The sequence below is a fragment of the Caballeronia choica genome, from assembly GCF_001544535.1.
In the GTDB taxonomy this organism is placed as follows: Bacteria; Pseudomonadota; Gammaproteobacteria; order Burkholderiales; family Burkholderiaceae; genus Caballeronia; species Caballeronia choica.
On record NZ_FCON02000002.1, the window covers coordinates 146,939 to 168,295 of the forward strand.

Genomic DNA, 21,357 nt, shown 5'->3' on the forward strand with positions numbered 1-21,357 from the left:
TGTGATCGGCGGCGCTATTCAGCCCCGCCTGAGCCGCATACGCTCGCCAACCGCTACCTATGCCGGCACGAACTTCGCGAGTGAGATGTCAGGCGTGACATCGTCGAATTGCACTTTCATCGGCATGCCCATTGCGGCGTTTTCCGGAATGGCGCCCACAAAGTTTCCAACGACCAGCGGGCCGTCCTCGAGTTGCACAAGACAGACGTGATACGGCAGGTCGTCACGGAACGCGGTCCAGTAAGCGCGGTGGAACGTCACCCACGACACCAGCGTGCCGCGTCCGCTTACCGGCTCCCAGCTTTGCGTATTGGAGAGGCAAGCGGGGCAAACCGGCGTGGGTGGAAAGTGACGATGGCCACAAGCCTTGCATACCTGAACCGATAGCCTGTGCGCGCGTGCATGTTCCCAATATCCTTTCGAATCTTCATCGATAATCGGCAATGGCTTGTCATAGGAATTGAACATGACTATCCCTTCGTGTAGATGATGGAGCGCGTGCAGGGCGTGGCGGCAACGTACTGGACGACTTCACAATCCGCTACCTGTCGCGCGCCGCATTCTCCGCGCAATTGACGGACGGCTTCGACATTGAGCGCCCACCCCTGCATGTAGGAGTTGGACAGATGTCCTCCGTCGGTATTGGTCGGCAGGCGGCCATTGAGTCCGAGCGCACCATTCTCCACAAACACGCCTGCTTCACCGCGCTCGCAAAAGCCCAGGCCTTCGAGACTGAAGAGGACTGTGGGCGTGAAGTTGTCATAGCACATGAGTGCGTCGATGTCGTCGTGCGTCACGCCGGCCATCTGATACGCGTTCGTGCCGGCCTCGCGCACCTCGTCGTACCAGAACTCCTGATCGAAGTTGCCGATTGCACTGCGCTCGAACGCGTCGCGCGCGCCTACACCGGAAATTAGCACAGGGGGTTTGCTCAGGTCGGCGGCACGGTCGCGTGTCGTGAGGATCATGCAGACTGCGCCGTCGTTGACGAGACAGTAGTCGAGCAACCCGAGCGGTCCGACGATCCGGCGTGCCGCGGAGTGATCGTCGAGCGTGATGGGCTTGCGCATCACTGCATCGGGATTGAGGATTGCGTTGTTGCGAAACGCGACCGACACCTCGCCAAGCTGACGCGTGGTCGTACCGTAACGCTCCATGTGCATGCGGAACATCAGCCCATGCGAGGCGCCCGGGGAGGTGAGTCCCCACGGGTCCCAGAACGTGGCAAATTCGTCGCCGCCGTAATTCATCCGCCGCGATCGGCCGATGTTCGTATAAATGAGCGCGACGTAGTTGGCCGCACCCGTTTCAAGCGCGAGCATTGCCTCGGTGATCGCCATGCCGGACATGCGGCCGTGACCCGGCAAGGTCATCGTCCAGCGGGGATTGAGACCGAGGATCTCGCCCATGTGTGCGTAGAAAGGCACGCGGCAAGTGAGCAGTCCGTCCACTGCGTTCTTCTCCAGCCCGCAATCATCAAGCGCGAGTTTGAACGCTTGCGCGCCGAGCGCATAGTCGCTGACATCGGGGAAATCACCGTATCGGGTATTGCCAACCCCGACAACGGCTACACGATTACTCAGGTCCTGCATTGGATTCATGCCTGTTTCTCCGTCGAATGTCGGATAGAAGCGCCTCACCCGGAGGCAGCGTATGGCCTGTGTTGCAGCGGATCTATCGGCCTGTAAGGACAGGAACAGGACGCGGCAGGCGCGACGTTCAGGTATGGTCTGTTCGACCAGTGCGGGCCTGCCTGTTTCAGTCCGAATCGGTCACAGCGGCCCCGGCGGGACAGTCTTGTCACTAGGAAATATAAAATGTATTTTATGGGTCGTTGGGTGATGTGGTCAAGCTGAAAATCTCGTCAGTCGGCGTGGTCCAAGTCTTCTTTTAGCTGACAAGGCCCCGGAGCCGGGGCGCGTTGCCAGTCAGCCGCTTCGATGGTGTTTTCGTCACGATATATTTTTATATAATATAATTTTGCATCGGGCCAAGGTTTGCCATGGATCGTAGGGGGAATTTCATGAGGCACTATTTCCATGGCGATCGTAGGCAACGCTGGTCGATATGAAGGAATTGCCGGGATGCTGTCATAACCCCGGTCGATAGAGAAATTGGTTGGGCAAGGAGGCAAGTAACGGATATGGCATCCACCAGCGCAGGCCGTCAAACATTGGCGAGGGTCATCGCGGATCTGGAAGGCAAGATTCTCGACGCATCGTGGCGAAAGCAAACGCGACTTCCGTCCGAGCGGGAACTCGCCACGTCTCTTGCGGCTTCACGCACGACAGTGCGCGAAGCGATTCAGCGTCTGGTTGCGCGTGGCCTGCTTGAAACGCGTCGCGGCAGCGGCCTGCATGTGAGTAGCCACCCGCCGGCCAGGCTTGGCGCACCATGGCTTCAATTGATTGCCGAGAACCCGCCAATGCGTGCTGACACGCTTGAGTTCCGGCTCGTCTTCGAATGCGCGGCTTCACGGTTTGCGGCTGAACGCGCCACGCAGACCGAGCTGGCTAACCTGGATTCCATTCTCGAGAAAATGGAGCATGCAGTGCGCATCGAGGACGTGCAGGCTGAAGCACTCGCCGATGCCGAATTCCACACGGCGTTGGCCGGCGCTTCGCACAATTTGATGATGGGCCACTTTCATGCAAGCGTTATTGCCGAATTGCGGGAGCACATTACGAGCAACACGTTCGACGCATCGCACATCGTCGTCGACGCGAGACGCCTTGCCTCGATGCGTCTCGAGCAGCACAGGGCGATCTACGAGGCCATTCGTGCGCGTACGCCCGATGCAGCGTTCAACGCCATGTATACGCACATCGATTTCGTCGGCAAGCAATTTGTGTCGATATGAAGGCATGGCTGCATGTCGAACTTGTCTGGAAGCTACATGCTGATGTGCGGCGCGGTGTATGGAGAAGCGTTCCGCATCGACGACCCTTGAGAAGGCAGTTCACGCGTTTTCCGGTATTGCGATACTCTTTGAATCTCTTCCTCCGTTGGCCGATCCGTGCCTTGAATGAAGGTGTCGCGCATCGTGTCAGTGCTCACCAGGGACCACCATGCCGATTGACTCTTCCGCTTCTCCCGTCTGGTTCATTACCGGCTGCTCGACCGGATTCGGTCGCGAGATCGCACAGGCCGTGCTCGCGCGCGGCTGGCGTGCGATCGTGACCGCCCGCGATCCCGCCGCCGTCGCAGACCTCGCAAGTGCGCACCCCGGCCTCGCGTTGCCGCTCAAACTCGATGTGACTTCTCCCGCTGACATGGCCGCGGCCGTAGCGGAGGTGAAGGCTTCGTTCGGCCGCATCGACGTGCTGGTCAACAATGCCGGATATGGTTACTTGTCGGCTGTCGAAGAAGGGGAGGATGACGAAGTCCGCGCCATGTTCGAAGTCAATTTCTTTGGCGCAGTCAGCGCGATCAAAGCTGTGTTGCCGACGATGCGCGAGCAGGGCGCAGGACACATCGTCAATATCACGTCGGTGGGCGGCCTGGTGGGTAATCCAGGCAGCGGCTATTACGCCGCGACCAAGTTCGCGCTGGAAGGCCTCGGCGAAGCGCTTGCACGCGAGACAAGAGAGTTGGGAATCAAGGTCACGACCGTCGAACCGGGACCGTTCCGAACGGACTGGGCGGGGCGCTCACTGAAGCAGACCAGTCATTCAATCGACGCATACGAATCAATCGCCGGCAAGCGCCGCGCTGACGTTGCTGCTCATAGCGGCCGGCAACCGGGCGATCCGGCACGCGCGGCACTGGCGATCATCGCGGCCGTCGAGGCAACCGTGCCGCCGTCTAACCTCGTGCTGGGCAAGCCCGGGCTGGAAGCGGTCCGCGCGAAACTCGGCAGGCTCAAGAATGACCTCGATACCTGGGAGACGACGACGGTCGGTGCGGATTTTCCGGACTGAGATCGTGGTTCAGCGCGCGCTCGAATCTAGCGGGCATCTTCGGCAAGTCGCTTTCAGACGAAAATGCCCGCTTCAGACGCCGCGCTTCAAACGCCGAGATGCTCCAGCAATTCGTCTTCGCGTGCGATCACGTCCTCGTTGGTCAGCGTCTGGATGATCCTGCCGTCGACCATCAGGTTATGGCGGTCCGCCACCGATATGGCGAAGCGCAGGTTCTGTTCCACCAGGAGGACAGTGCGGCCATCGGCCTTGAGTTGCAGGATCACGTCCCCGATCCGGTCGACGATGACAGGCGCGAGACCCTCCGTCGGTTCGTCGAGGAGGATGAGTTGCGAACCCATGTGAAGCGGGCGGGCGATAGCGAGCATTTGCTGCTCTCCGCCTGACAATGTCGATGCTTTTTGATGGCTGCGTTCGCTCAGCACCGGAAACAATTCGAAGATGCGTTCGAGAGACCATGCAGCGGGACCGCGAACGGGCGAGATGACAAGATTCTCCAGCACGCTCAGCGTCGCAAAGATGCCGCGGTCTTCGGCGACATACCCAATGCCCGAGCGCGCGGTCCGCTCGGGACCCAGCGGCAGCACGTCTACGCCCTTGAACCGCACTGTTCCGCTGCGCCGCCGCATGTCGCCGATAATCGCTTTCAACGTCGTGGTCTTACCGACGCCATTGCGGCCTATCAGCGTGACCACTTCCCCGGGCTGGACGTCGAAGTCGACACCGTGAAGCACTTGCGTCTCGCCGTACGATGCGTGCAGGTTGCGTACTTCAAGCATGTCCGTTTCCTCCAATGCCGCGTTTGCCACCGAGATACGCTTCGATCACCCGCGGGTCGGAGTGCACTTCGTCATAAGAGCCAACCGTCAGAACGCTGCCTTGTTGCAGGACGATAATCTGCCGCGCGAGATCTGACACGACCCGCAGATTGTGTTCGACCATGATGACCATTCGGTCCTCGGCAATGGACCGGATCAGTTCGATGATCCGGCCGATGTCCTGCGATGACATCCCCGCGGTCGGTTCGTCGAGCAGCAGAACCTGCGGCCGCGTCGCGAGGCTGATGCCAAGTTCCAGCGAACGTTTGAGACCATAGGGCAGGGCTGACGCCTGCTCATCGCGCCAGACGGACGCGATGCCGACCTGATCCATGATGTCGTGGATTTCCTGACGATGGACCTCGAGCCCATGACTGCGGCGCCAGAATTCGCATCCGCTCGTCGCCCGGCGCTGCATCGGCAGGAGGAGGTTTTCCGCGACCGTCATGTGACTGAAGATGCTGCTGATCTGGAAACTGCGCACGATACCCAGCCGTGATACTGCCTGCGGATTGAGGCGTGAGATGTCCTGATCGTGAAACAGCACTTTTCCGGCGGAAGGCTTCAGGAAGCTGCTCAGCAGATTGAAGAAAGTCGTCTTGCCCGCGCCGTTCGGCCCAATGATGCCGAACACGCCCGTTCCCGCGAAGCGTAAATCCACGCCCGCCACAGCGACGAACCCATTGAATTCCTTGCGCAGCCCACGCGTCTCGATGACGGGTTCCCGCGCTGCAATGCGGGCCTGCGTCGCAGCGCCGCTTCTCACGTATTCAGCACTCGCTGACATCGTCGAACCTCCGGTAAGTGCTCAAGAAATATAAAAAATAAAAAATAATCGTTGGGCTAATATACAATGCATTTTCGCGGCAAGGTTGAAGTTACATCAAAAAATTCTGGAGACACAACCATGGGACTGGGAAGCGGATGTCGGCGTGCGGGCTGGCTGCGCAGTTTGCCAATGAGAGCGATTGCGTGTACTGCCGCAGTTGCTGCGGCGGTGGGAGGGGCGGCTCCGGCGCAAGGCGAGATGACCGGAAAGGCGTTCACCATACTGGTCATCACCGATCTGTCGACGGTCTATTCGGATACGTCCGGCAAGGGTTCCGTCGACGCTGCAAAGATGGCGATCGCCGATTTCGGCGGCAGCGTGAACGGCGTGCCCATCAAGCTGATCGTGCTCGACAACAAGCTTGATGTTGGCATCACGGTCAACAAGACGCGGCAGTTGATCGAGACCCAGGGCGTGAACATGATTACCGACGTCACCGGATCGGCCGCAGCTATCGAGGTAGCGAAGCTCGCCAAAAAATACAAAGTGACGACTACCTTTGTGAGTCCCGGAACGACGGCGCTGACAAACGACTTCTGTACGAAGTACGCCTGGCATTACGCATGGGATACCTACGCACTGGCAAATCTCGCCGCGACCAAGGTGACCAAGCTTGGCGCGAAGCGCTGGTATTTCATCACCGCCGACTATGCGTTCGGTCACTCCCTGCTCGAGCAGTTCAGCCGGGCCGCGAAAGCGGCGGGCGGCACGGTGGTGGGTAACGACATGGTGCCGTTTCCAAACGATGACTTCTCGAGTTTCCTGCTGAAAGCGCAGGCCGCCCATGCGGACGCGATCGGCATACTCGAATCAGGACAGGACCTGCGTAACGCGGTGAAGCAGGCGGGTGAATTTGGGCTGATGAACGGCTCGGTGCGCCTCGTCCCGGGACAGATGAACCTGACCGACGTCGCGGCCCTTGGCATCTCGGCATGGTCGGGCGCAATCCTGGCGGACCCGTGGTACTGGAACTACGACGACCGCACGCGGGAGTGGAGCGGGCGCTTCCGCAAGCTTTACGGATTCGCACCCGGCAGTCTCCACGCGGGCAACTACTCCTCGGTCATGCAGGTCTTGAACACGGTCAAGCGGATTGGGTCGGACGATCCGGACAAGATCGCGGCGGCACTGGAAGGCAGCACCTTCGACGATTTCTTCGCCCGCAATGCGACGTTCAGGAAAGCGGATCATATCGTTGTTCACGACATGTATCTCGAGCAGGTCAAGAAGGCGAACGAGGTCAAGACGCCCGATGACGTTTTTGCCGTGCTCGCCACCGTTGCAGGCAAGGATGCGTTCATGCCCGCGTCGGAAAGCACGTGTAAGCACGACTGGCAATAGCGCTACCGGCGGAGGGTTTCCATGTCGCAATACTATTTATCGCAGTTATTCAACGGACTCGTCAACGGTGGCTTCATCGCCTTGATGAGCCTGGGCCTGAGCGTGATCTTCGGCATGATGCGGGTTGTCAATTTTGCTCACGGCGCGCTTTATATGCTCGGTGCCTTCATCGCGTTCAGCGTGGGCTCCGACTTTGGGCTCTCGCTGTGGGTCGCGATGCTCGTCGCGCCCATCGTGATAGGCGGCTTTGGTCTCGTGCTCGAACGCTTGTTCCTCAGGCGTCTCTATGGACTGGATCCTTCGTATAACCTGCTGCTCACGTTCGGCCTGACGCTGATCATCGAAGATACGATGCGGCATTTCTTTGCCGTGCAGGGCGCGCCGTTTCTCGTGCCAAGTGCGCTTGCGGGCGCCATCGACCTCGGCTTCATGGCCTATCCGAAGTACCGCTTCTTCGTACTCGTGTTTTCGATGGGGGTCTGCGGCGCGACCTGGCTGTTGCTCGAGCGCACCCGGCTTGGCGCGCTGGTGCGTGCCGGAACCGAGCGCCCGGAACTGTTGCGCTGCTTCGGCGTACGCGTACCCGTGCTCGTTTCCGGCACGTTCGCATTCGCGGCGGGCCTCGCGGCGATCGCCGGCGTGCTCGCCGCGCCGCTGCGCAACATCTCGCCGTTCATGGGCCAGGAGATGATCGCTACGACATTTGCCGTCGTGGTGGCCGGCGGATTGGGCTCGATTGCCGGCTCGGTCGTGATGGGATTTGCCGTGGGCGTGCTGTCGGCGGTTGCAGCGATCTGGTATCCGCCGGCGGCCAACGCGGCGACTTACATTCTGATGATCGTGGTGCTGATCGTGCGTCCGGGCGGCATCTTCCGCGGGATCGACGTTGCGCATTTCCCACTGCACTACACGCCGATCACACCGGCCGCCCGCCGGCTCGTAATGGGTTGGAAACTCAAGCTGGCGGCGCTTGCTGTCGGGCTGGCATTGCCGTGGCTGGTCTACCCGGTGCTCGCATGCGATATCGTGCTGTGGGGCTTGTGTGCGCTCGGCTTCGACATCCTCTTTGCATTCGCCGGGCTGCTGTCATTCGGACAAGCCGCGTATTGGGGCGGAAGCGCCTACATCACGGGCATCATGATCGCGAAGCTTCACTATCCGATGTGGGTCGGCTTCATTGGCGGCGTGTCGATCAGCACGATGATCGCGGTGGCCTTCGGCGCGCTGATCTCTCGCAAGCAGGGCATCTATTTCTCGATGGTGACCTTCGCACTCGCCGAGATCGTCTACTTCGTCATCAACCAGACGCCGCAATATACGGGCGGCGAGGATGGCCTGCACGGCATCGCGCGAGGCTCGCTGTTCGGCCTGAGCCTCGAGAACCAGATCACCTACTATTACCTGGCATTGTTTGTCGTCTCGCTTGCAATCGGCTTCGTTTTCCTCGTGATCCGCTCACCCTTCGGATTGTCGCTCGGCGGTGCGCGCGACAGCGAGCGACGCATGCTGAGCGTTGGCTATAACGTGCAGGGATTGCGACTGCGCGCCTACGCGTTGTCGGCGTTTCTCATCAGCATCGCGGGCTCGTTGTTCGCGCTCAACCATGAGTTTGTCAGCCTCGAATCCGTCTATTGGCGCGCGTCCGGTGAGCCCATCATGATGACGCTGCTCGGCGGCGCCGGCACCGTGTTCGGGCCGATGCTCGGCGCAGGCATCGTCGTGTTCCTCCGGGACTTCCTGAGTACGCTCACCGACAGCGGCAGCCTCGTGCTAGGCGTCACTTTTGTGATCGTCGTGATGGTTTTCCGGCGCGGCGTGCTTGGCGAGATTCTTTTCCGGCTGCCGTCGCTGGGGGACTGGCGTGCGAAACGTGCGCAGTCGCGCGGCAGACCGTCCATGAAAACCGGCGCTGACGAAACCGCCATTCACCGGAGTTCTGAATCAAGATGAACATAGCCCTTCTCGATGACTACCAGAACGTTGCCATGAAGATGGCCGACTGGAACAGCCTGGCACCGCGCGCGACTGTGACCGCTTTCCCCGATCACCTGGACGGTATCGATGCGCTCGCTGAACGCCTGCATCCGTTCGATGCGGTGATGCTGATGCGCGAGCGAACGCGCGTCCCTCGCGCGCTGCTCGAACGGCTGCCGAATCTCAAGCTGCTGATCACGGCAGCGATGTGGAACGCTTCGGTCGATATCGACGCCGCCACCGAGCGCGGCATACAAGTCTGCGGGACGGACGATCTGCCGACACCTGCCGCCGAAATGGCACTCGGCCTGATGCTTGCCCTTGCCCGCGCGATCCCGCAGGAAGAGCGTGCGATTCGCGCCGGGCGATGGCAGACCACGCTTGGCGTCGGCCTGAACGGCAAGACGCTGGGTGTGATCGGCCTTGGCAACCTGGGACGTCAGATGGCCGGCTACGGCAAGGTTCTCGGCATGAAGGTGCTTGCCTGGAGCCAGAATCTTTCGAACGAGGCCGCTGCGGCGGCGGGCGCGCAACGCGTCAATCTCGATGTGCTGTTGGCCGAGTCGGACGTGGTATCGATCCACTCGAAGTTGTCGGAGCGCACGCGCGGCTTGCTTGGCGCGCGTGAACTGTCGCTGATGAGGCCGACTGCCTATCTCGTGAACACGGCGCGTGGGCCCATTGTCGATCAAACCGCGCTCCTGGCGGCGCTTGCAGAGAAGCGAATCGGCGGTGCCGCGCTCGATGTCTTCGATGTCGAACCAATGCCCGTTGACCATCCCTTTCTGGCGCTTGAAAATGTCGTGCTGGCGCCGCACGTCGGATACGTGACCGAAGAAAATTATCGGTTGATCTATGGCGATGTGCTCGAAGATATCGTCGCGTTCCTGGACGGAAAACTCGTGCGTCCGCTCAATACCTTATCCTGACAGAATTGCCCGGCTGGCGGCCCATCATGAATCGACCTGTGCGATGGACTCGCCGCCAAAGCCGTTTGCTCCCGGACCAACCTTCATGCCTCTCTCGCCTGCTGGCGAACGCCAGTTACTTCACACTCGCAGGATCGAAGCCAACGGTTATTCCCGGCCAGGAGGGCTTTACGATCTCGAGGCCCATCTGATCGATACCAAGACGCACACCAAGGAGTCGCCGGCGGGCAATCGAATGGCGGGAGAGCCGATCCATGAGATGTGGCTGCGCATTACCATCGACGGAAGCCTGAACATCACGGCCGCCGAGGCGGCGTTCGATGCCGTGCCATATGCAGGGCATTGCGAGAACATCGCACCCGACTACGGACGGCTCACAGGATTGCGGATTGCACCCGGATTCTCCGCACAAGTGCGATCGATGTTCGCCGGCACCCAAGGATGCACCCACGTGAGCGACCTGATAGGAATACTGGCTACGCTCGCTTTTCAGACGATGGCAAATCGGCGCGCACGCGAGGAGCTGGACGTCAAACAACCGTTCCAACTGGATCGCTGTCACGCACTGTCGACTAGTGGTGAGGTGGTGGCCAGATACTATCCGCGCTGGAGCGTGAAAGCCGGGTAGCGGTTCAATGCCGGGCCACCACGTAATTCCCGTGTCCCGAACACGAAGCACGGGGTAGGCCACTTCCTGGGACAACGAGTGCCCTGACGGGCCAGAGACAACGTGAGTGCGTAAGTGTTATTGTTTCGCCCTTTTGCGTGCGAGCCTCGCTTGCATCCGGGGCCCGCACTTCGATACTCCTACTCAGGCATCCCTTCGCGCGCATCGTCAATCAGACTCAGGGCGACGGCCGGGTCGTCGATTGTGTTGATCGCGAGCATCGCGAAACGCGCCAGAAAAAGCGAAGTGTTCGGCTCGCCCAGTTGGGTCATTGTCTTGCACAGCCGCGTATAAATGACGTCGAGGTCGCTGTCGGTCATGGCGTTCTCCTTTATCGAATTGATCGTGATCACTTTTGCAGGACATGGCGGACGGCGGCCGCGATATCCGCAGCCGCTGCCGCGTGCCACCGCCCCAGTACATGACCGTCCGGGCGAACCAGATATACGGTGCCGGGTCTGGCGCCGTACATGGAAAACAGCCGACCCGTATGGTCCCAGTTGTGATCTCTTTTCGTCTCCGGGTGCAGATGCGAAGTCACGGCGATCAGCTTGAAAGGCAGCCCTTCGCGTCGGAGTGATGCTTCGAGTGCGACGAATTCCTCGGGCACTTTACCGTCTTCACTAAAATGCAAGGCCGTGAAAGAGGGAGCGACAAGGTCTGTCAGGTGAGCTTCCGTTGCGTTGCCACCTTCGACGATCGTCAACGGACACTCGCCAAGCACGGCCCCCGGCACCGGACCTGCCGCGAATGCGCCCGGCTCTGCGTCCGGCGTATTGAGCGACGACGCGGTATAGGTGATGGCCGAAGTCTGCCGCGGGTTGATCAGGGAGCGCACCCGCTCATGCTTGACCGCGAGACTCAACACGGCTTGTCGCATCAACTCGAAGGCGAATGACGGCGGCGCCATGAACTCGGTACTCTTTGTGCCGTAACTGAGATTTTCGTTGGCGGCAAAGACGCGCTCGTCCGAATAGCTCTCGAGCAATTCTTCGGACGCAAGGCCACGGACCACGAACGCCAGTTTCCATGCCAGGTTATCCGCGTCGTCAATGCCCGAGTTTGCGCCGCGCACGCCGAAGATCGGCACCAGATGGGCTGCATCGCCGCCAAACAGCACACGGTCATGACGATAGCTTTCCAGGGTCAGGGCATTGGCCTTGTAGATCGTGATCCAGATGGGTGACCACGCGCCGCGTTCGCCCATCATGTCCAACAAGCTCTGCACCCGCGGGATGACGCTTTCCGGCTTCACTGCCTGTTCGGCGTCTTCGCCGTCACGCAATTGATAGTCGATGCGCCAGACATTGTCAGGTTGCTTGTGGACCAACACGGTGGAACCGGGGTTCGACGACGCGTCGAAGTAGGCAAGACGCTCGGTCGGCCGGTCGCTCTCGAGCTCGATATCGACGATCACATAACGACCCTCGTAGCTCGTGCCCTTGAGTTGCAGACCCAACGCCTCGCGAATCGTGCTGCGCCCGCCATCGCAGGCGACGACCCAGTCCGAGTTGAGCGAATAGTCGCCTTCGGGGGTGGCAAGCTTGAGTGTGGCGCCGTCTACGCGCGAATCGATGGCGCTCACCCGCGTCTGCCAGCGGATATCGATCAGGTCGGACTTGCGTTGCGCAGCGTCCAGCAAAAACTGCTCGATGTGATATTGCGCAAGGTTCACCATCGGCGGCAGTTTCTGGTTGTCGTCCTGAGGCATTTCGAAGTGCAGCACTTCGGTGTCCCGGTAGAAGCTGCGCCCACCTGCCCACGGCAGCCCGGTCTTCAGAAACCCATCGACCGCGCCTAGGCGCTCGATGATTTCAAGGCTCCGGCGCGAGATGCAGATAGCCCGGCTCCCGTAGCAAACGGAGTCGTCGGCTTCGATCAATACGGAAGGAACGCCGTGGTTGGCGAGGCCGAGGGCCACCGCCAGACCAACCGGCCCCCCGCCAACGATCGTAACCGCATGTCGCTTTGTCTCGACGCCATTGTCGAGTCTTGGCAACCTGGCCGCATATTTCTTTGCGCTGAAGGGATAAGGTTTGAATTCCATCGTTTGCTCCTGAACTAATTTTTGATCAGTGTGCCGGGAACCGTGCACGGGCTGGCCTTCGTTGTCGGTATCCAGCCATCGTCCGGGTCGCGCCGCGCAAAGGCGACAGGCACTAACTGGCGTTGCTTGATAATTCGGCGTGGCGCGGACGCCTGGACTGAATCGGCAGCACTGCAACTACGACGGCGCCAATCACGAGCAATGCCGCTGCATAGAGCAATCCGGCCGCGAAGCTATGCGTCACGTCTTTCAACCAGCCCACCACCAGTGGATTCAAGGCCGAGCCGATGTTGCCGGTCGCGTTGATCACCGCAATGCCAACGGCACGGGCCCGGAAGCTCAGCGCGTGATCCGGGGTCGTCCAGAAGATCGACATCGCGGTGTACGATCCCGCCGAAGCCAGGCAGATGCCCAGCATCTGCAGCACGGGATGGGTCGAGTAAGCCGTGCAGAGCCAGCCAGCGGCAGAGAAGAGCATCGGCAGCATCAGGTGCCATCTGCGTTCCTGCTTGCGATCGGAGCGCCTTCCCCACCAGATCATGGCGACGATCGTGCAGATTTGCGGGATCGCGGCGAGGAGCCCAACGGTGCGATTGCTCGCGTCGGCGCTGAAGCTCTTGACGATCAGCGGCGTCCAGACCGCCACCATCGCGAGCGTGTTGACGAGGCAGAAATAAGCGAGCGCGAACTTGAGGACGGTCGGCGAGACGACTTCGCTGAAAAGGCTTTTTTCTTCGGTTGCCGTCGTGTGCGGCACCAGATCGGCTTTGTGCTCCGCCGCGAGCATCTGCGAGAGCGTACGCTTCTCATCCGCGCTGAGCCAGCTTGCCTTTTCAGGCGCGTCGCGCAGATAAGCGAATACGACCAGACCCAGGATCGCCGAAGGCAATCCTTCCAGAAAAAACAGCCATTGCCACCCTTTGAGCCCGAGTGTCCCATCCAGTGCCAGGATGTATCCCGAGAGCGCGGAGCCGATCGCAGCGGTCACCGGCATGGCGATCATGAACATCGCATTCGCTCTCGCGCGATATGCACTCGGAAACCAGTAGGTCATGTAAAGCAGGATGCCCGGCAGAAAGCCGGCCTCCGTCACGCCGACCAAGATGCGCAGCAGGTAAAGCGTGCCTGGACTCGACGCAAACATGGTCGCCGTGGATGCGAGACCCCAGGCGATCATGATGGTGCCGATCCATTTCCGCGCACCGATGCGCGCCAAAACGATGTTGCTCGGAATGCCGAATGCGATGTACGCGATATAGAACAACGTCGTGGCCAGACCGAACTGGACGCCGGAAAGGCCGAGGTCCTTCATCATGGTCAGTCCGGCAAATCCGATATTGATCCGGTCCAGGAACGAGAAGAAGAACAGGATGAAGAGAAACCAGAGCAGGTGCCGAGATACCTTGGCGATGACATGCTGCTCATGCAGTGAAGCGCCCGGTCCAGCATCGTTCGCCGGCCCGCCAGGAAGTGGGCCGCGGTCGGCCAACGGGGTCGTTTCCATGTAGGTCGTCTCCAGAATCAAGGCTGTGTCGAGCGCCACGGCACTCGATGCATTCGCGTCAGGCTCGTCAGGGCGGCGAGGCATGGCGATGAGTGGAGTATGGAGCGCTGCCCACGCGCGCTGTCCCCAAAATGGGTACGACGTGAAGGGCGAGACGAGTTAGGGGAAACCCCTGGTGCTACGCGAGCGCATGAGCGGCCGACGTCGGATTGACGAGGCAGTTTGGGATCAGCTTTTACCGGGTGCCAGGCATAAGGCGAACAACTGACGCTGGCTCGAAATGCCGAGGCGGCGGAAAGCGCGCTTCTGATAGGTCACCACGCTGGACGCCTTGACGCCCATCAGTTCGCCGATTTCTTGCGCGGTGCGGCCCTCCAGAACACCGCAGAGCACGTCGAGTTCTCGCTTCGACAAATCCGGGCAGATCCCACGGACGCGCGCCAGCATCAGTTGCGGAATGCCGGCCTGAATCTGGCCGCACAGCGCGTAATGGTGCTTGGCGGCTTGAGCGATGAGCGGGGCAAACGCTTCGATCAGCGCGATTTCACTCGGCTGAAAACTTCCGCGCCTGCGGTCGCGGTAGAGATTGACCGAGAGCCAGATGTCCTGCGAGGGCTGCAGCAAAAGAGAGAGCCGGCCCGACACGTCAGGCTGGTGATAACAAGCGGCTCGGTAGCCCTCATGCGAGATGTCTTCGATGGTTTGCTGGTGGAGCAGGACGGCCGAATCGAGTTTCTCGGGACGGGCCGACGAGATAATCGTCTGATTGCCGTCCAGCGCATAGAAGGTCCTGGCATACGTATCTGCCACGTTGCGCAGGTATCGGCCGCCGCGGTGATCGGCCACAGAGACCGTCCGGGGGCGATTGTTAAACTCGTACGCAAAGACGGTGCACTGTGAAATGCCCGCAGCATCCCCTAGCAACTTCAGGACTTCCGCGGCGAATGCATTGGCATCATCATGCCCGATGGCTGATACCAGGCTCGTTGCCCGAGAAAGATCCAGGTGTCCCGAGAGGCTGGGACGATCGAGTCGCCATGAACGCATGATTGGCTTCGGAGAGTGTCGATTAGGGCCATTTTAGGCGCCGCCTGCGGCGGACGATCGCTCGCTTTCTTTCCCGCCGGATGTGTCGGAGATGATGAGCGGACAACAGATACGATGGGTAAATATAACTCTTCGCGGTCAGTCGCGCCCACAGCGCCGATCTCGCGCACTCGCAAATGGAATCGAAGGGTTTCACCCTGTTTGCCTGGAGCGACGAACTCCGCGTGGATGTCGACCGTGGCAACGCCGAGACCTTCGGTTCCGACGAACCGCGCGAAGTCGGCTTCCAGCCCATCATTGAACCAGTCTTCGATAACGTCATGAAAAAGGACGAAGTACTGCCGATAGAACACAATTCCAGCAGGATCACCGTGCTGACACCGCACGAGCTTGTCGCAATGAAATTGCCTGCTTGTCGTCAAGGCATGCATCTCCACGGTCGTCCCCGGTGGTGGCCTGTCACCCGACGGTGAGCGGTGGGTCGCCTGCCGGCCCGGTTTCTTCCTGCCCGTGCGCGTGCTCTCACGGCTGTTCCGGCGACCGTTTCCTCAAAGAACTCGCAGCAGCGCATCGTCGTGGCGAGTTGCGGTTCTTCGGCGAGTATGCCGCGCTCGCCGATCCTGCCGTCTTCGCCCGGTGGCTCGTGCCGCTACGCGCATGTGAATGGGTCGTGTATGCGAAGCGCCCGCTCGCGGGACCCGAGGCGGTGCTCGCCTACCTGTCACGCTACACGCATCGCGTGGCCATCTCCAACCAGCGACTCGTTTCGCTCGATGAGCGCGGCGTCACCTTCCGCTGGAAGGACTGTCGCGCGAAGGGGCGCACCCGCTACAAGACCATGACCCTGGGCGCGTACGAGTTCATGCGCCGCTTTCTGCTGCACATGCTGCCCCGCGGCTTCCACCGCATCCGCCACTATGGCCTGCTGCCCAATCCCGTGCGCCGGCAGAATCTTGCGAAGGTGCGTGGGCTGTTGCACGTCGTGCCCGCCGCCAGCACGCAACCCGACGACACCGGTCCCGCTGTGCGTCCCGCCTTCATCTGCCGGCACTGCGGCGCGCCGATGATCGTCATCGAGGTCCTCCAACGCAGCCCACCGATCCGCGCACCACCCGCACAGCGAGCCGCAGCATGAGCACAGGTGTTTCGAGACGTTCAAGACGACCGTCGGCTCTCCGGCAGCGGGACCCGATAGCGGACGCTTGCGTCCCTCACAGGGACCACGCCGCTGTGCGCGCGGCCTCCCGTCACAAACGCGCGCCGGACAGCCTCGCCAACGTGCATCCCGTCGACATCAACCCGCTTTGCCCCAGCCCTGCGTCAGTCCAACACCGCACCCGACCTCTTCAATCCCCATAACGCTAAAGGTTCCGGCCACGCCGGAACACTCCGCGGTTTCCTCCATCGGGATTTGTACGACGCCTGCCCGCATGCGCTTGTGGCCCGCGCTCATGTCCGTGGTCGAGGGCAGGCATCCTACAAATCTAAACAAAAGCGGACGTGCAACGCGGGGCCGTTGTCTTCGCGCGAAGCCCAGCAGCGACTCGTAGTGGGTTCTTACTCCGCGCGGCGCAAAGTTCGGACGAGTTGGTCAAACATCGCTCCTGCCGCAGCCGATTGTTTGGCCTGCTTTGAACGGATGACGACCACCTCCATTTCAGGCAAATCCGGGAGTCCGTGGCGGCTGTCGAGCACTTTCAGGCCGGCAGGGAGACTGCATTGCGTTAGCACCGCCACCGCCATGCCGCTCTCTGCGGCGGCCAGTTGTCCAGCGACGTTTGGGCTGTGATAGACGATCCGATACTGACGCCTCTGTGATGAAATAGCTTTGAGCACGGCATCGCGTGGTCGACTTCCTGATTCGTGGACGGCGATGGGCAATGGATTACGACGCCAGGCCTCATATCGTTCTTTTCCGACCCAGACAAGCTTTTCTCGAAACAGCAACGTCCCTCTGTCAGCGCGATCCCGCGTGACGACCGCCAGGTCCAGTTCGCCCCGTTCTACTTTAGGAATGAGTGCGGTTGACTGCTCGCAGACCAAAGTGATTTCCACCGCTGAGTAGCGGCTCGAGAAGGTGCGAAGGACTGGTGTGAGATAAGCCATCGCATAGTCCTCCGGCACGCCCAAACTAATGCGGCCTGTGACCTCTGGCCCCCGAAGCGCAGTGATGGCCTCGGCGTGCATATCCAGCATTCTCCGCGCATAGCTCAAAAGCTCAGTGCCGGCGGTAGTTAAAAGCATATGACGTGGCCCGCGCAACATCAGCGATTGGCCCACGGCATCCTCGAGCTTCTTCAACTGCATGCTCACAGCGGACTGCGAGCGATAGACCTGCTTCGCCGCTGCCGTGAGCGACCCCGTGTCGGCGACGGCGACAAACGCGCGCAGCCAGTCAAGCTGTAGATCGGGAGATTGGGACATGGTGGCCAATCATTCGAAAATCGAATAATAACGAAATGATAAATTCGCTTTTCGTGAGGGTCAACTCCTTCCACAATCCAGGACATGAAAAGCGTAACTCCTTCCCCGCCTGAATCTGCCGTGCTAGGCCCATCAAGCACCTCGGAACGGCAAGGCACTGCGTTGATGGTCGCGGGCGGGCTAGTTCTCGGGACCATCGGCATTTTCGTCGAAGAAGCCCGCCAGGACCCGATGACCACGGTGTTCTTTCGTTGCTTCTTTGGGATGCTGGCCCTTTCGCTGTGGGGCGCGGCAACGGGACGGTTGCATGAACTCAAACTGCGATGGCAGGAGCTGACGGTGGCGCTGGGCGCAGGCGTGCTAATCGTGCTCAATTGGGTTTTGTTCTTTGCCGCCATTCCACGGGTGTCTATTGCAATAGCGACAGTTCTGTTTCACATCCAGCCCTTTTTCGTCATCGGTCTGGGTGCCTGGTGGCTGGGTGAGCGCGTATCCAAAGCGCAGGTCATTGCTTGCGTTGTAGCGCTGGCCGGACTTGTACTCGCCACCGGACTCATTGGAAGCAAGACGAGCTTGATCGCGACATCGTCTTATCAGACCGGCGTCGCCCTATGCCTCGTAGGTGCCGTCGCCTATGCTGGCTTACCGTTCATCGCGCGCAAGGCGAAACGAGTTAGTTCGTTTGCCTTGTCCTGGTGGCAGAGTGCTGTCGGGGTGCTGCTTACAGCTTGGTGGCCGCTCTGGCATGGATTGCCGCAAACTACGACTGCATGGCTTTGGTTAGCCGGGCTAGGAAGCATCCATAGTGGCATCGCGTACGTCGTTCTCTATGCCGGGATGAGCCAGCTGCGCACCAGTCGTGTGGCGCTGTTGCAATTCGTCTATCCGCTGACAGCCATTGTCGTGGACCGGGTTGTATACGGACACCAACTAACCGCACTACAGACCGTTGGGGTCCTCATCATGGCGGGCGCATTGTGGACCGTTCGCCGCGATAGCAAACGCGTCTGCAAAATGCCGCCTGGCGCACAGGCATCCACGTCGGCTTGACGTATTGAACTCGACTCCATTTGGGATTAAACGCTCGGGCACCGTTCTACTGCAGCATCGCTCTTCACTTTAAGGAGCACACATGGCAGCATTTGTCGTCGTACAGGAATCGATAGAAAATGAAGCTGTTTTCAATCAATATCGCGCAAAGGCGCCAGCGACGATCGAGGCATAGGGCGGCAAGTTCCTCGCGCGTGGCGGCAACCTCGAAGTGATGGAGGGCGAATTGCCGTACGAGCGGCTCGTCATCATCGAATTCCCTACGCGCCAGGACGCGATTGCATGGTACAACTCTTCCGAATACCAGGAAATCCTGCCTATGCGACTCTCGAGCAGTAAAGGCATTTTCGCAGTGGTTGATGGCGTGTGATTGGAGCGCCGAACCGGTTTGGAGAAGCCACTTCGTTCGATGAGAACACCGGGTCGCTCGTGCCGTGATACACCATCAGCTTCGCACCGCGCGCTTTCAATGCGCCGAGATTGGTTTCGTCGGGCGGGGTCATGAACGACCAAGATGCCTCAGCGTAGACGCCGCTCGTGGCGAAGATCTTCGGCGCGTCGTTGTCCATGCTGAAGTTGAGCGCATATGACGACAACTGCGAGATCACCGAAGCGCTTTGCGGCGGCGTCGTGAATGTGAAGGCCGCGGCGGCCGGATCGAGGGTGATGGAATTGGTCTGCTTCCACAACGACCAGTTCGCACCGTTGACGCCCACATCGTACGGAAAGCTCGCATAGAGCGCCGTGCCCGCGCTGTTGTGCGCGCCGGAGAACACGTTGCCGATCGCGTCCTTCTGTGCAGTCGTGAGGCACGAGCCATCGCGCACATTCCCCGAGCAGGTCGGCACGTCGTTGGCCAGGCTGAAGTTCGCCTGACATGCCTTGATGTCCTGAACCATGCCGTCGGTCACACCATCGAGCGAGTCGCACTTCGCGATGATTCGCGATGCAACCAGTTGGCGCTCTGCCGCAGTAAAGCCGGTCTTGATGTCGGGAAGGCCGTTTGCGGCGTTGGCTGTCGCGACCTTCGCGAGTTGCTGCGCGCTCCACATCTCGCCGATCGCCGCCTTCGGCAGATGAAAACCCGGATCGCCCGCGATGATCCCGTCATATTCCACCGACGAGCGCGCCGCTGCCACCATCGCGTGCCGGCCGCCGTTCGAGCAGCCGTCGAAATAGCTCCGGTCGGGCGTCTTGCCGTACGCGGTCTTGATGACCTGCTTCGCCATCGGCGTGAGTGTGGCGACCGCGTTATAGCCGTAGTCGATACGCGCCTGCGGATCGAGACCGAAGAGCGGGTTCTGCGACGATGAATGGCCCGCATCCGAACTGATGACGGCGAAGCCCATGTTGAGCGCATCGTTGAGCGGACCGCCGCCGCCGATCTCGCCGGTTGCGGTCAGTACGTTGCCATCGAGGCCGCCGTTTGCCTGATAGAAGAAGCGGCCGTTCCATGCGACGGGCAGGCGCATTTCGAAGCCGATCGCATAGGTCTTGCCATCGACTGGACTCAACCGCTGGTTCATTTTTCCTTCGATCACGCAGTGTTCGGGGATCGGTTTGCCGGCCACTTTCAGCGTGCCCGCAGGCACATCCTGCACGGATGTGAACGCGGTATTGGCGAACGAGAGCTTGGCGGCTAGCGCGTCGCAGGTTCCCGAGAGACTCGCGGGCGTTGCCGCACTGAGTTGGGGAAGCGATGACGAATTGTTGTCAGAGCCGCCGCCGCATGCGGCAACTATCGTCGTCGAAACCAGTATCGCGATTGCAGTCTTGTTCATCTCATGTCTCCTAGAACATGTGCCGGACGCCAACCATCGCGCCCGTCTGTCCCATGCCCGCGGCTGGCGTCGTCCCGCCACCGCCGCCACTGACCGAATAACGCGCCTTCGCGCTGTTGGCGAGATAAGAGGCCTGCGCGTAGACGGCCGTGCGTTTTGTCAACAGGTAGGTCGTGCGCAGCGTGCCCATCGTGGCGCGCGAGTCGTGATCGCTATTGACGATCCGATACACCTCGCCATCGACGAGAAACGCCGGTGTGACGAAATACGATGCGCCGACGAAAAACAAGTTCGAGCGCACATCGGGCACCGCCGGAGAATCGGTGACGACGCGTCGTCCAAGCCAGCCCGCACCGATCTTCGCGCCGCCGTACTGGGCGTAGGCGCTCACGTGGGTGCGCGCGTCCTTGTCGGCGGCGTTGATGAGCGGCGTGGGCGGGACGCCGTCGAAGAAGTTCGCTGCGGCAGTGGCGCCGCCGCGCTCTTCTTCATACGACGCGGCCACGCCGAAGTACTGCGCGTCGTACTTGAGCATCACCGACCAGTCGCGGCATTCGGTGGCGTGCCCCGGCACCGAGCCCGTGCACGTTCCCTGTCCCGGCGAGTTGCCCGTACCTGCGGCATCGCGTCCGAACGAATAGCCCGCGCCGAGCGTCACGCCGTTGTACGCGCCGATGTAGGTCACCGAGTTGTCGGCGCGTGCGTTCGGCACATAGGCGTCGAGCGAACCCAGGCCATAGATGTCCGGTCCGATGATGTCGGCGCCCATCAGCGCAAGATAGGTCATCGTGTACTGGCGGCCGAATGCGACGGTTCCGTAAGGGGCCTTGATACCGACGAACGCTTGCCGACCGAAGAGACGCCCGCCCTGGCCGACGCTGCCGTCGCGCACATTGAAGCCGTTTTCCAGCGTGAAGACAGCGCTGTAGCCGCCGCCGAGATCCTCTACTCCGCGCAGGCCCCAGCGCGAAGGAAGCTCGCCTGTAACGCCGGGCATGCGGAACAGCCGGTCGCCAGCCGCAAACT

The 21,357-nt window shown here is 60.7% G+C and carries 18 protein-coding genes and 3 pseudogenes; 10 read left to right on the forward strand and 11 right to left on the reverse strand.

Going from position 1 to position 21,357, the window contains the following annotated elements; genetic code table 11:
- Positions 1-57: 57 nt before the first annotated feature.
- Positions 58-468, reverse strand: coding sequence for a Zn-ribbon domain-containing OB-fold protein (locus AWB68_RS01720; RefSeq protein WP_087642634.1), 411 nt, complete (start codon positions 466-468; stop codon positions 58-60).
- A gap of 2 nt (positions 469-470) precedes the next feature.
- The gene (locus AWB68_RS01725; protein ID WP_087642635.1) at positions 471-1,601 is read right to left on the reverse strand and encodes a thiolase family protein; all 1,131 of its coding nucleotides are present in this window, start codon (positions 1,599-1,601) and stop codon (positions 471-473) included.
- 542 nt (positions 1,602-2,143) lie between these two features.
- Here AWB68_RS01725 and AWB68_RS01730 point away from each other — a divergent pair.
- Both AWB68_RS01730 and AWB68_RS01735 read left to right on the forward strand, forming a co-directional pair.
- Positions 2,144-2,860 carry a FadR/GntR family transcriptional regulator gene (locus AWB68_RS01730; RefSeq protein ID WP_087642636.1) on the forward strand — a complete coding sequence of 239 codons (717 nt, stop codon included), beginning with the start codon at positions 2,144-2,146 and terminating at the stop codon, positions 2,858-2,860.
- 208 nt (positions 2,861-3,068) lie between these two features.
- Positions 3,069-3,920 (forward strand): oxidoreductase, encoded by an 852-nt coding sequence (locus tag AWB68_RS01735; RefSeq protein WP_087642637.1) that lies wholly within the window; start codon positions 3,069-3,071, stop codon positions 3,918-3,920.
- 86 nt (positions 3,921-4,006) lie between these two features.
- Here the strand turns inward: AWB68_RS01735 and AWB68_RS01740 are convergent, their stop codons facing one another.
- Positions 4,007-4,699 carry an ABC transporter ATP-binding protein gene (locus AWB68_RS01740; RefSeq protein ID WP_087642638.1) on the reverse strand — a complete coding sequence of 231 codons (693 nt, stop codon included), beginning with the start codon at positions 4,697-4,699 and terminating at the stop codon, positions 4,007-4,009.
- Positions 4,692-5,525, reverse strand: a complete 834-nt coding sequence (locus AWB68_RS01745) for an ABC transporter ATP-binding protein (RefSeq protein ID WP_087642639.1) — start codon at positions 5,523-5,525, stop codon at positions 4,692-4,694. The genes AWB68_RS01740 and AWB68_RS01745 overlap by 8 nt, the downstream gene beginning before the upstream one ends.
- Before the next feature lie 240 nt (positions 5,526-5,765).
- On the opposite strand from AWB68_RS01745, the gene AWB68_RS01750 reads away from it, so the two are divergent.
- The 4 genes from AWB68_RS01750 (at position 5,766) to AWB68_RS01765 (ending at position 10,439) form a co-directional block, all read left to right on the forward strand.
- A complete protein-coding gene (locus tag AWB68_RS01750; RefSeq protein WP_160109944.1) occupies positions 5,766-6,908 on the forward strand; it encodes an ABC transporter substrate-binding protein in 1,143 nt (380 codons plus the stop codon).
- Positions 6,909-6,929: 21 nt separating this feature from the next.
- A complete protein-coding gene (locus AWB68_RS01755) occupies positions 6,930-8,858 on the forward strand; it encodes an ABC transporter permease (protein WP_087642641.1) in 1,929 nt (642 codons plus the stop codon).
- Entirely contained in the window at positions 8,855-9,811 is a 957-nt protein-coding gene (locus AWB68_RS01760; protein WP_087642642.1) for a D-2-hydroxyacid dehydrogenase family protein, read from the forward strand. Before AWB68_RS01755 ends, AWB68_RS01760 begins: the two co-directional genes overlap by 4 nt.
- A gap of 85 nt (positions 9,812-9,896) precedes the next feature.
- Positions 9,897-10,439 (forward strand): DUF2889 domain-containing protein, encoded by a 543-nt coding sequence (locus tag AWB68_RS01765; RefSeq protein ID WP_087642672.1) that lies wholly within the window; start codon positions 9,897-9,899, stop codon positions 10,437-10,439.
- A gap of 179 nt (positions 10,440-10,618) precedes the next feature.
- Here AWB68_RS01765 and AWB68_RS01770 read toward each other — a convergent pair whose 3' ends face one another.
- The 4 genes from AWB68_RS01770 to AWB68_RS01785 all read right to left on the reverse strand — a co-directional run bounded on the left by AWB68_RS01770 (position 10,619) and on the right by AWB68_RS01785 (position 15,076).
- Complete coding sequence (locus tag AWB68_RS01770; RefSeq protein WP_087642673.1) at positions 10,619-10,798, reverse strand: hypothetical protein; 180 nt, start codon at positions 10,796-10,798, stop codon at positions 10,619-10,621.
- A 29-nt stretch (positions 10,799-10,827) separates the two neighbouring features.
- Positions 10,828-12,525: an FAD-dependent oxidoreductase gene (locus tag AWB68_RS01775; protein ID WP_087642643.1), complete on the reverse strand. Its 1,698-nt coding sequence runs from the start codon at positions 12,523-12,525 to the stop codon at positions 10,828-10,830.
- 112 nt (positions 12,526-12,637) lie between these two features.
- On the reverse strand, positions 12,638-14,029 hold the full coding sequence (gene hpaX, locus AWB68_RS01780; RefSeq protein WP_087642674.1) for a 4-hydroxyphenylacetate permease: 1,392 nt from the start codon (positions 14,027-14,029) through the stop codon (positions 12,638-12,640).
- Between the two features lie 228 nt (positions 14,030-14,257).
- Complete coding sequence (locus AWB68_RS01785; RefSeq protein ID WP_087642644.1) at positions 14,258-15,076, reverse strand: helix-turn-helix transcriptional regulator; 819 nt, start codon at positions 15,074-15,076, stop codon at positions 14,258-14,260.
- 176 nt (positions 15,077-15,252) lie between these two features.
- Between AWB68_RS01785 and AWB68_RS51960 the strand changes: the two genes are divergently transcribed.
- Together AWB68_RS51960 and AWB68_RS01795 are read left to right on the forward strand one after the other, a co-directional pair.
- On the forward strand, positions 15,253-15,549 hold the full coding sequence (locus tag AWB68_RS51960; protein ID WP_087642645.1) for a hypothetical protein: 297 nt from the start codon (positions 15,253-15,255) through the stop codon (positions 15,547-15,549).
- Positions 15,506-16,211: pseudogene (locus AWB68_RS01795) on the forward strand (IS91 family transposase); the annotation flags it as partial. The gene AWB68_RS51960 and the pseudogene AWB68_RS01795, both read left to right, overlap by 44 nt.
- Positions 16,212-16,633: 422 nt before the next feature.
- On the opposite strand, the gene AWB68_RS01800 reads toward AWB68_RS01795, so the two are convergent.
- The gene (locus AWB68_RS01800) at positions 16,634-17,500 is read right to left on the reverse strand and encodes a LysR family transcriptional regulator (RefSeq protein ID WP_087642646.1); all 867 of its coding nucleotides are present in this window, start codon (positions 17,498-17,500) and stop codon (positions 16,634-16,636) included.
- Positions 17,501-17,584: 84 nt separating this feature from the next.
- Between AWB68_RS01800 and AWB68_RS01805 the strand changes: the two genes are divergently transcribed.
- Both AWB68_RS01805 and AWB68_RS51295 read left to right on the forward strand, forming a co-directional pair.
- Positions 17,585-18,550 carry a DMT family transporter gene (locus AWB68_RS01805; protein WP_125482849.1) on the forward strand — a complete coding sequence of 322 codons (966 nt, stop codon included), beginning with the start codon at positions 17,585-17,587 and terminating at the stop codon, positions 18,548-18,550.
- Positions 18,551-18,764: 214 nt separating this feature from the next.
- A complete protein-coding gene (locus AWB68_RS51295) occupies positions 18,765-18,920 on the forward strand; it encodes a DUF1330 domain-containing protein (RefSeq protein ID WP_087642648.1) in 156 nt (51 codons plus the stop codon).
- Between the two features lie 31 nt (positions 18,921-18,951).
- Here the strand turns inward: AWB68_RS51295 and AWB68_RS01815 are convergent.
- Positions 18,952-20,331, reverse strand: a pseudogene (locus AWB68_RS01815) (tannase/feruloyl esterase family alpha/beta hydrolase); the annotation flags it as partial.
- A gap of 10 nt (positions 20,332-20,341) precedes the next feature.
- Positions 20,342-21,352 (reverse strand): annotated as a pseudogene (locus AWB68_RS01820) (porin); the annotation flags it as partial.
- Positions 21,353-21,357: the final 5 nt, after the last annotated feature.

Excerpts from the sequence above, each read along its gene's own strand:
- AWB68_RS01765 (WP_087642672.1), top strand. The coding sequence starts at position 9,897 with ATGCCTCTCTCGCCTGCTGGCGAACGCCAGTTACTTCACACTCGCAGG.
- AWB68_RS01760 (WP_087642642.1), top strand. The coding sequence starts at position 8,855 with ATGAACATAGCCCTTCTCGATGACTACCAGAACGTTGCCATGAAGATG.
- AWB68_RS01775 (WP_087642643.1), bottom strand. The coding sequence starts at position 12,525 with ATGGAATTCAAACCTTATCCCTTCAGCGCAAAGAAATATGCGGCCAGG.
- AWB68_RS01785 (WP_087642644.1), bottom strand. The coding sequence starts at position 15,076 with ATGCGTTCATGGCGACTCGATCGTCCCAGCCTCTCGGGACACCTGGAT.
- AWB68_RS01800 (WP_087642646.1), bottom strand. The coding sequence starts at position 17,500 with ATGTCCCAATCTCCCGATCTACAGCTTGACTGGCTGCGCGCGTTTGTC.
- AWB68_RS01750 (WP_160109944.1), top strand. The coding sequence starts at position 5,766 with ATGACCGGAAAGGCGTTCACCATACTGGTCATCACCGATCTGTCGACG.
- AWB68_RS01805 (WP_125482849.1), top strand. The coding sequence starts at position 17,585 with ATGAAAAGCGTAACTCCTTCCCCGCCTGAATCTGCCGTGCTAGGCCCA.
- AWB68_RS01770 (WP_087642673.1), bottom strand. The coding sequence starts at position 10,798 with ATGACCGACAGCGACCTCGACGTCATTTATACGCGGCTGTGCAAGACA.
- AWB68_RS01745 (WP_087642639.1), bottom strand. The coding sequence starts at position 5,525 with ATGTCAGCGAGTGCTGAATACGTGAGAAGCGGCGCTGCGACGCAGGCC.
- AWB68_RS01735 (WP_087642637.1), top strand. The coding sequence starts at position 3,069 with ATGCCGATTGACTCTTCCGCTTCTCCCGTCTGGTTCATTACCGGCTGC.
- AWB68_RS01720 (WP_087642634.1), bottom strand. The coding sequence starts at position 468 with ATGTTCAATTCCTATGACAAGCCATTGCCGATTATCGATGAAGATTCG.
- AWB68_RS01725 (WP_087642635.1), bottom strand. The coding sequence starts at position 1,601 with ATGAATCCAATGCAGGACCTGAGTAATCGTGTAGCCGTTGTCGGGGTT.
- AWB68_RS01755 (WP_087642641.1), top strand. The coding sequence starts at position 6,930 with ATGTCGCAATACTATTTATCGCAGTTATTCAACGGACTCGTCAACGGT.
- AWB68_RS01730 (WP_087642636.1), top strand. The coding sequence starts at position 2,144 with ATGGCATCCACCAGCGCAGGCCGTCAAACATTGGCGAGGGTCATCGCG.
- AWB68_RS51960 (WP_087642645.1), top strand. The coding sequence starts at position 15,253 with ATGGAATCGAAGGGTTTCACCCTGTTTGCCTGGAGCGACGAACTCCGC.
- AWB68_RS51295 (WP_087642648.1), top strand. The coding sequence starts at position 18,765 with ATGGAGGGCGAATTGCCGTACGAGCGGCTCGTCATCATCGAATTCCCT.
- AWB68_RS01740 (WP_087642638.1), bottom strand. The coding sequence starts at position 4,699 with ATGCTTGAAGTACGCAACCTGCACGCATCGTACGGCGAGACGCAAGTG.
- hpaX (WP_087642674.1), bottom strand. The coding sequence starts at position 14,029 with ATGGAAACGACCCCGTTGGCCGACCGCGGCCCACTTCCTGGCGGGCCG.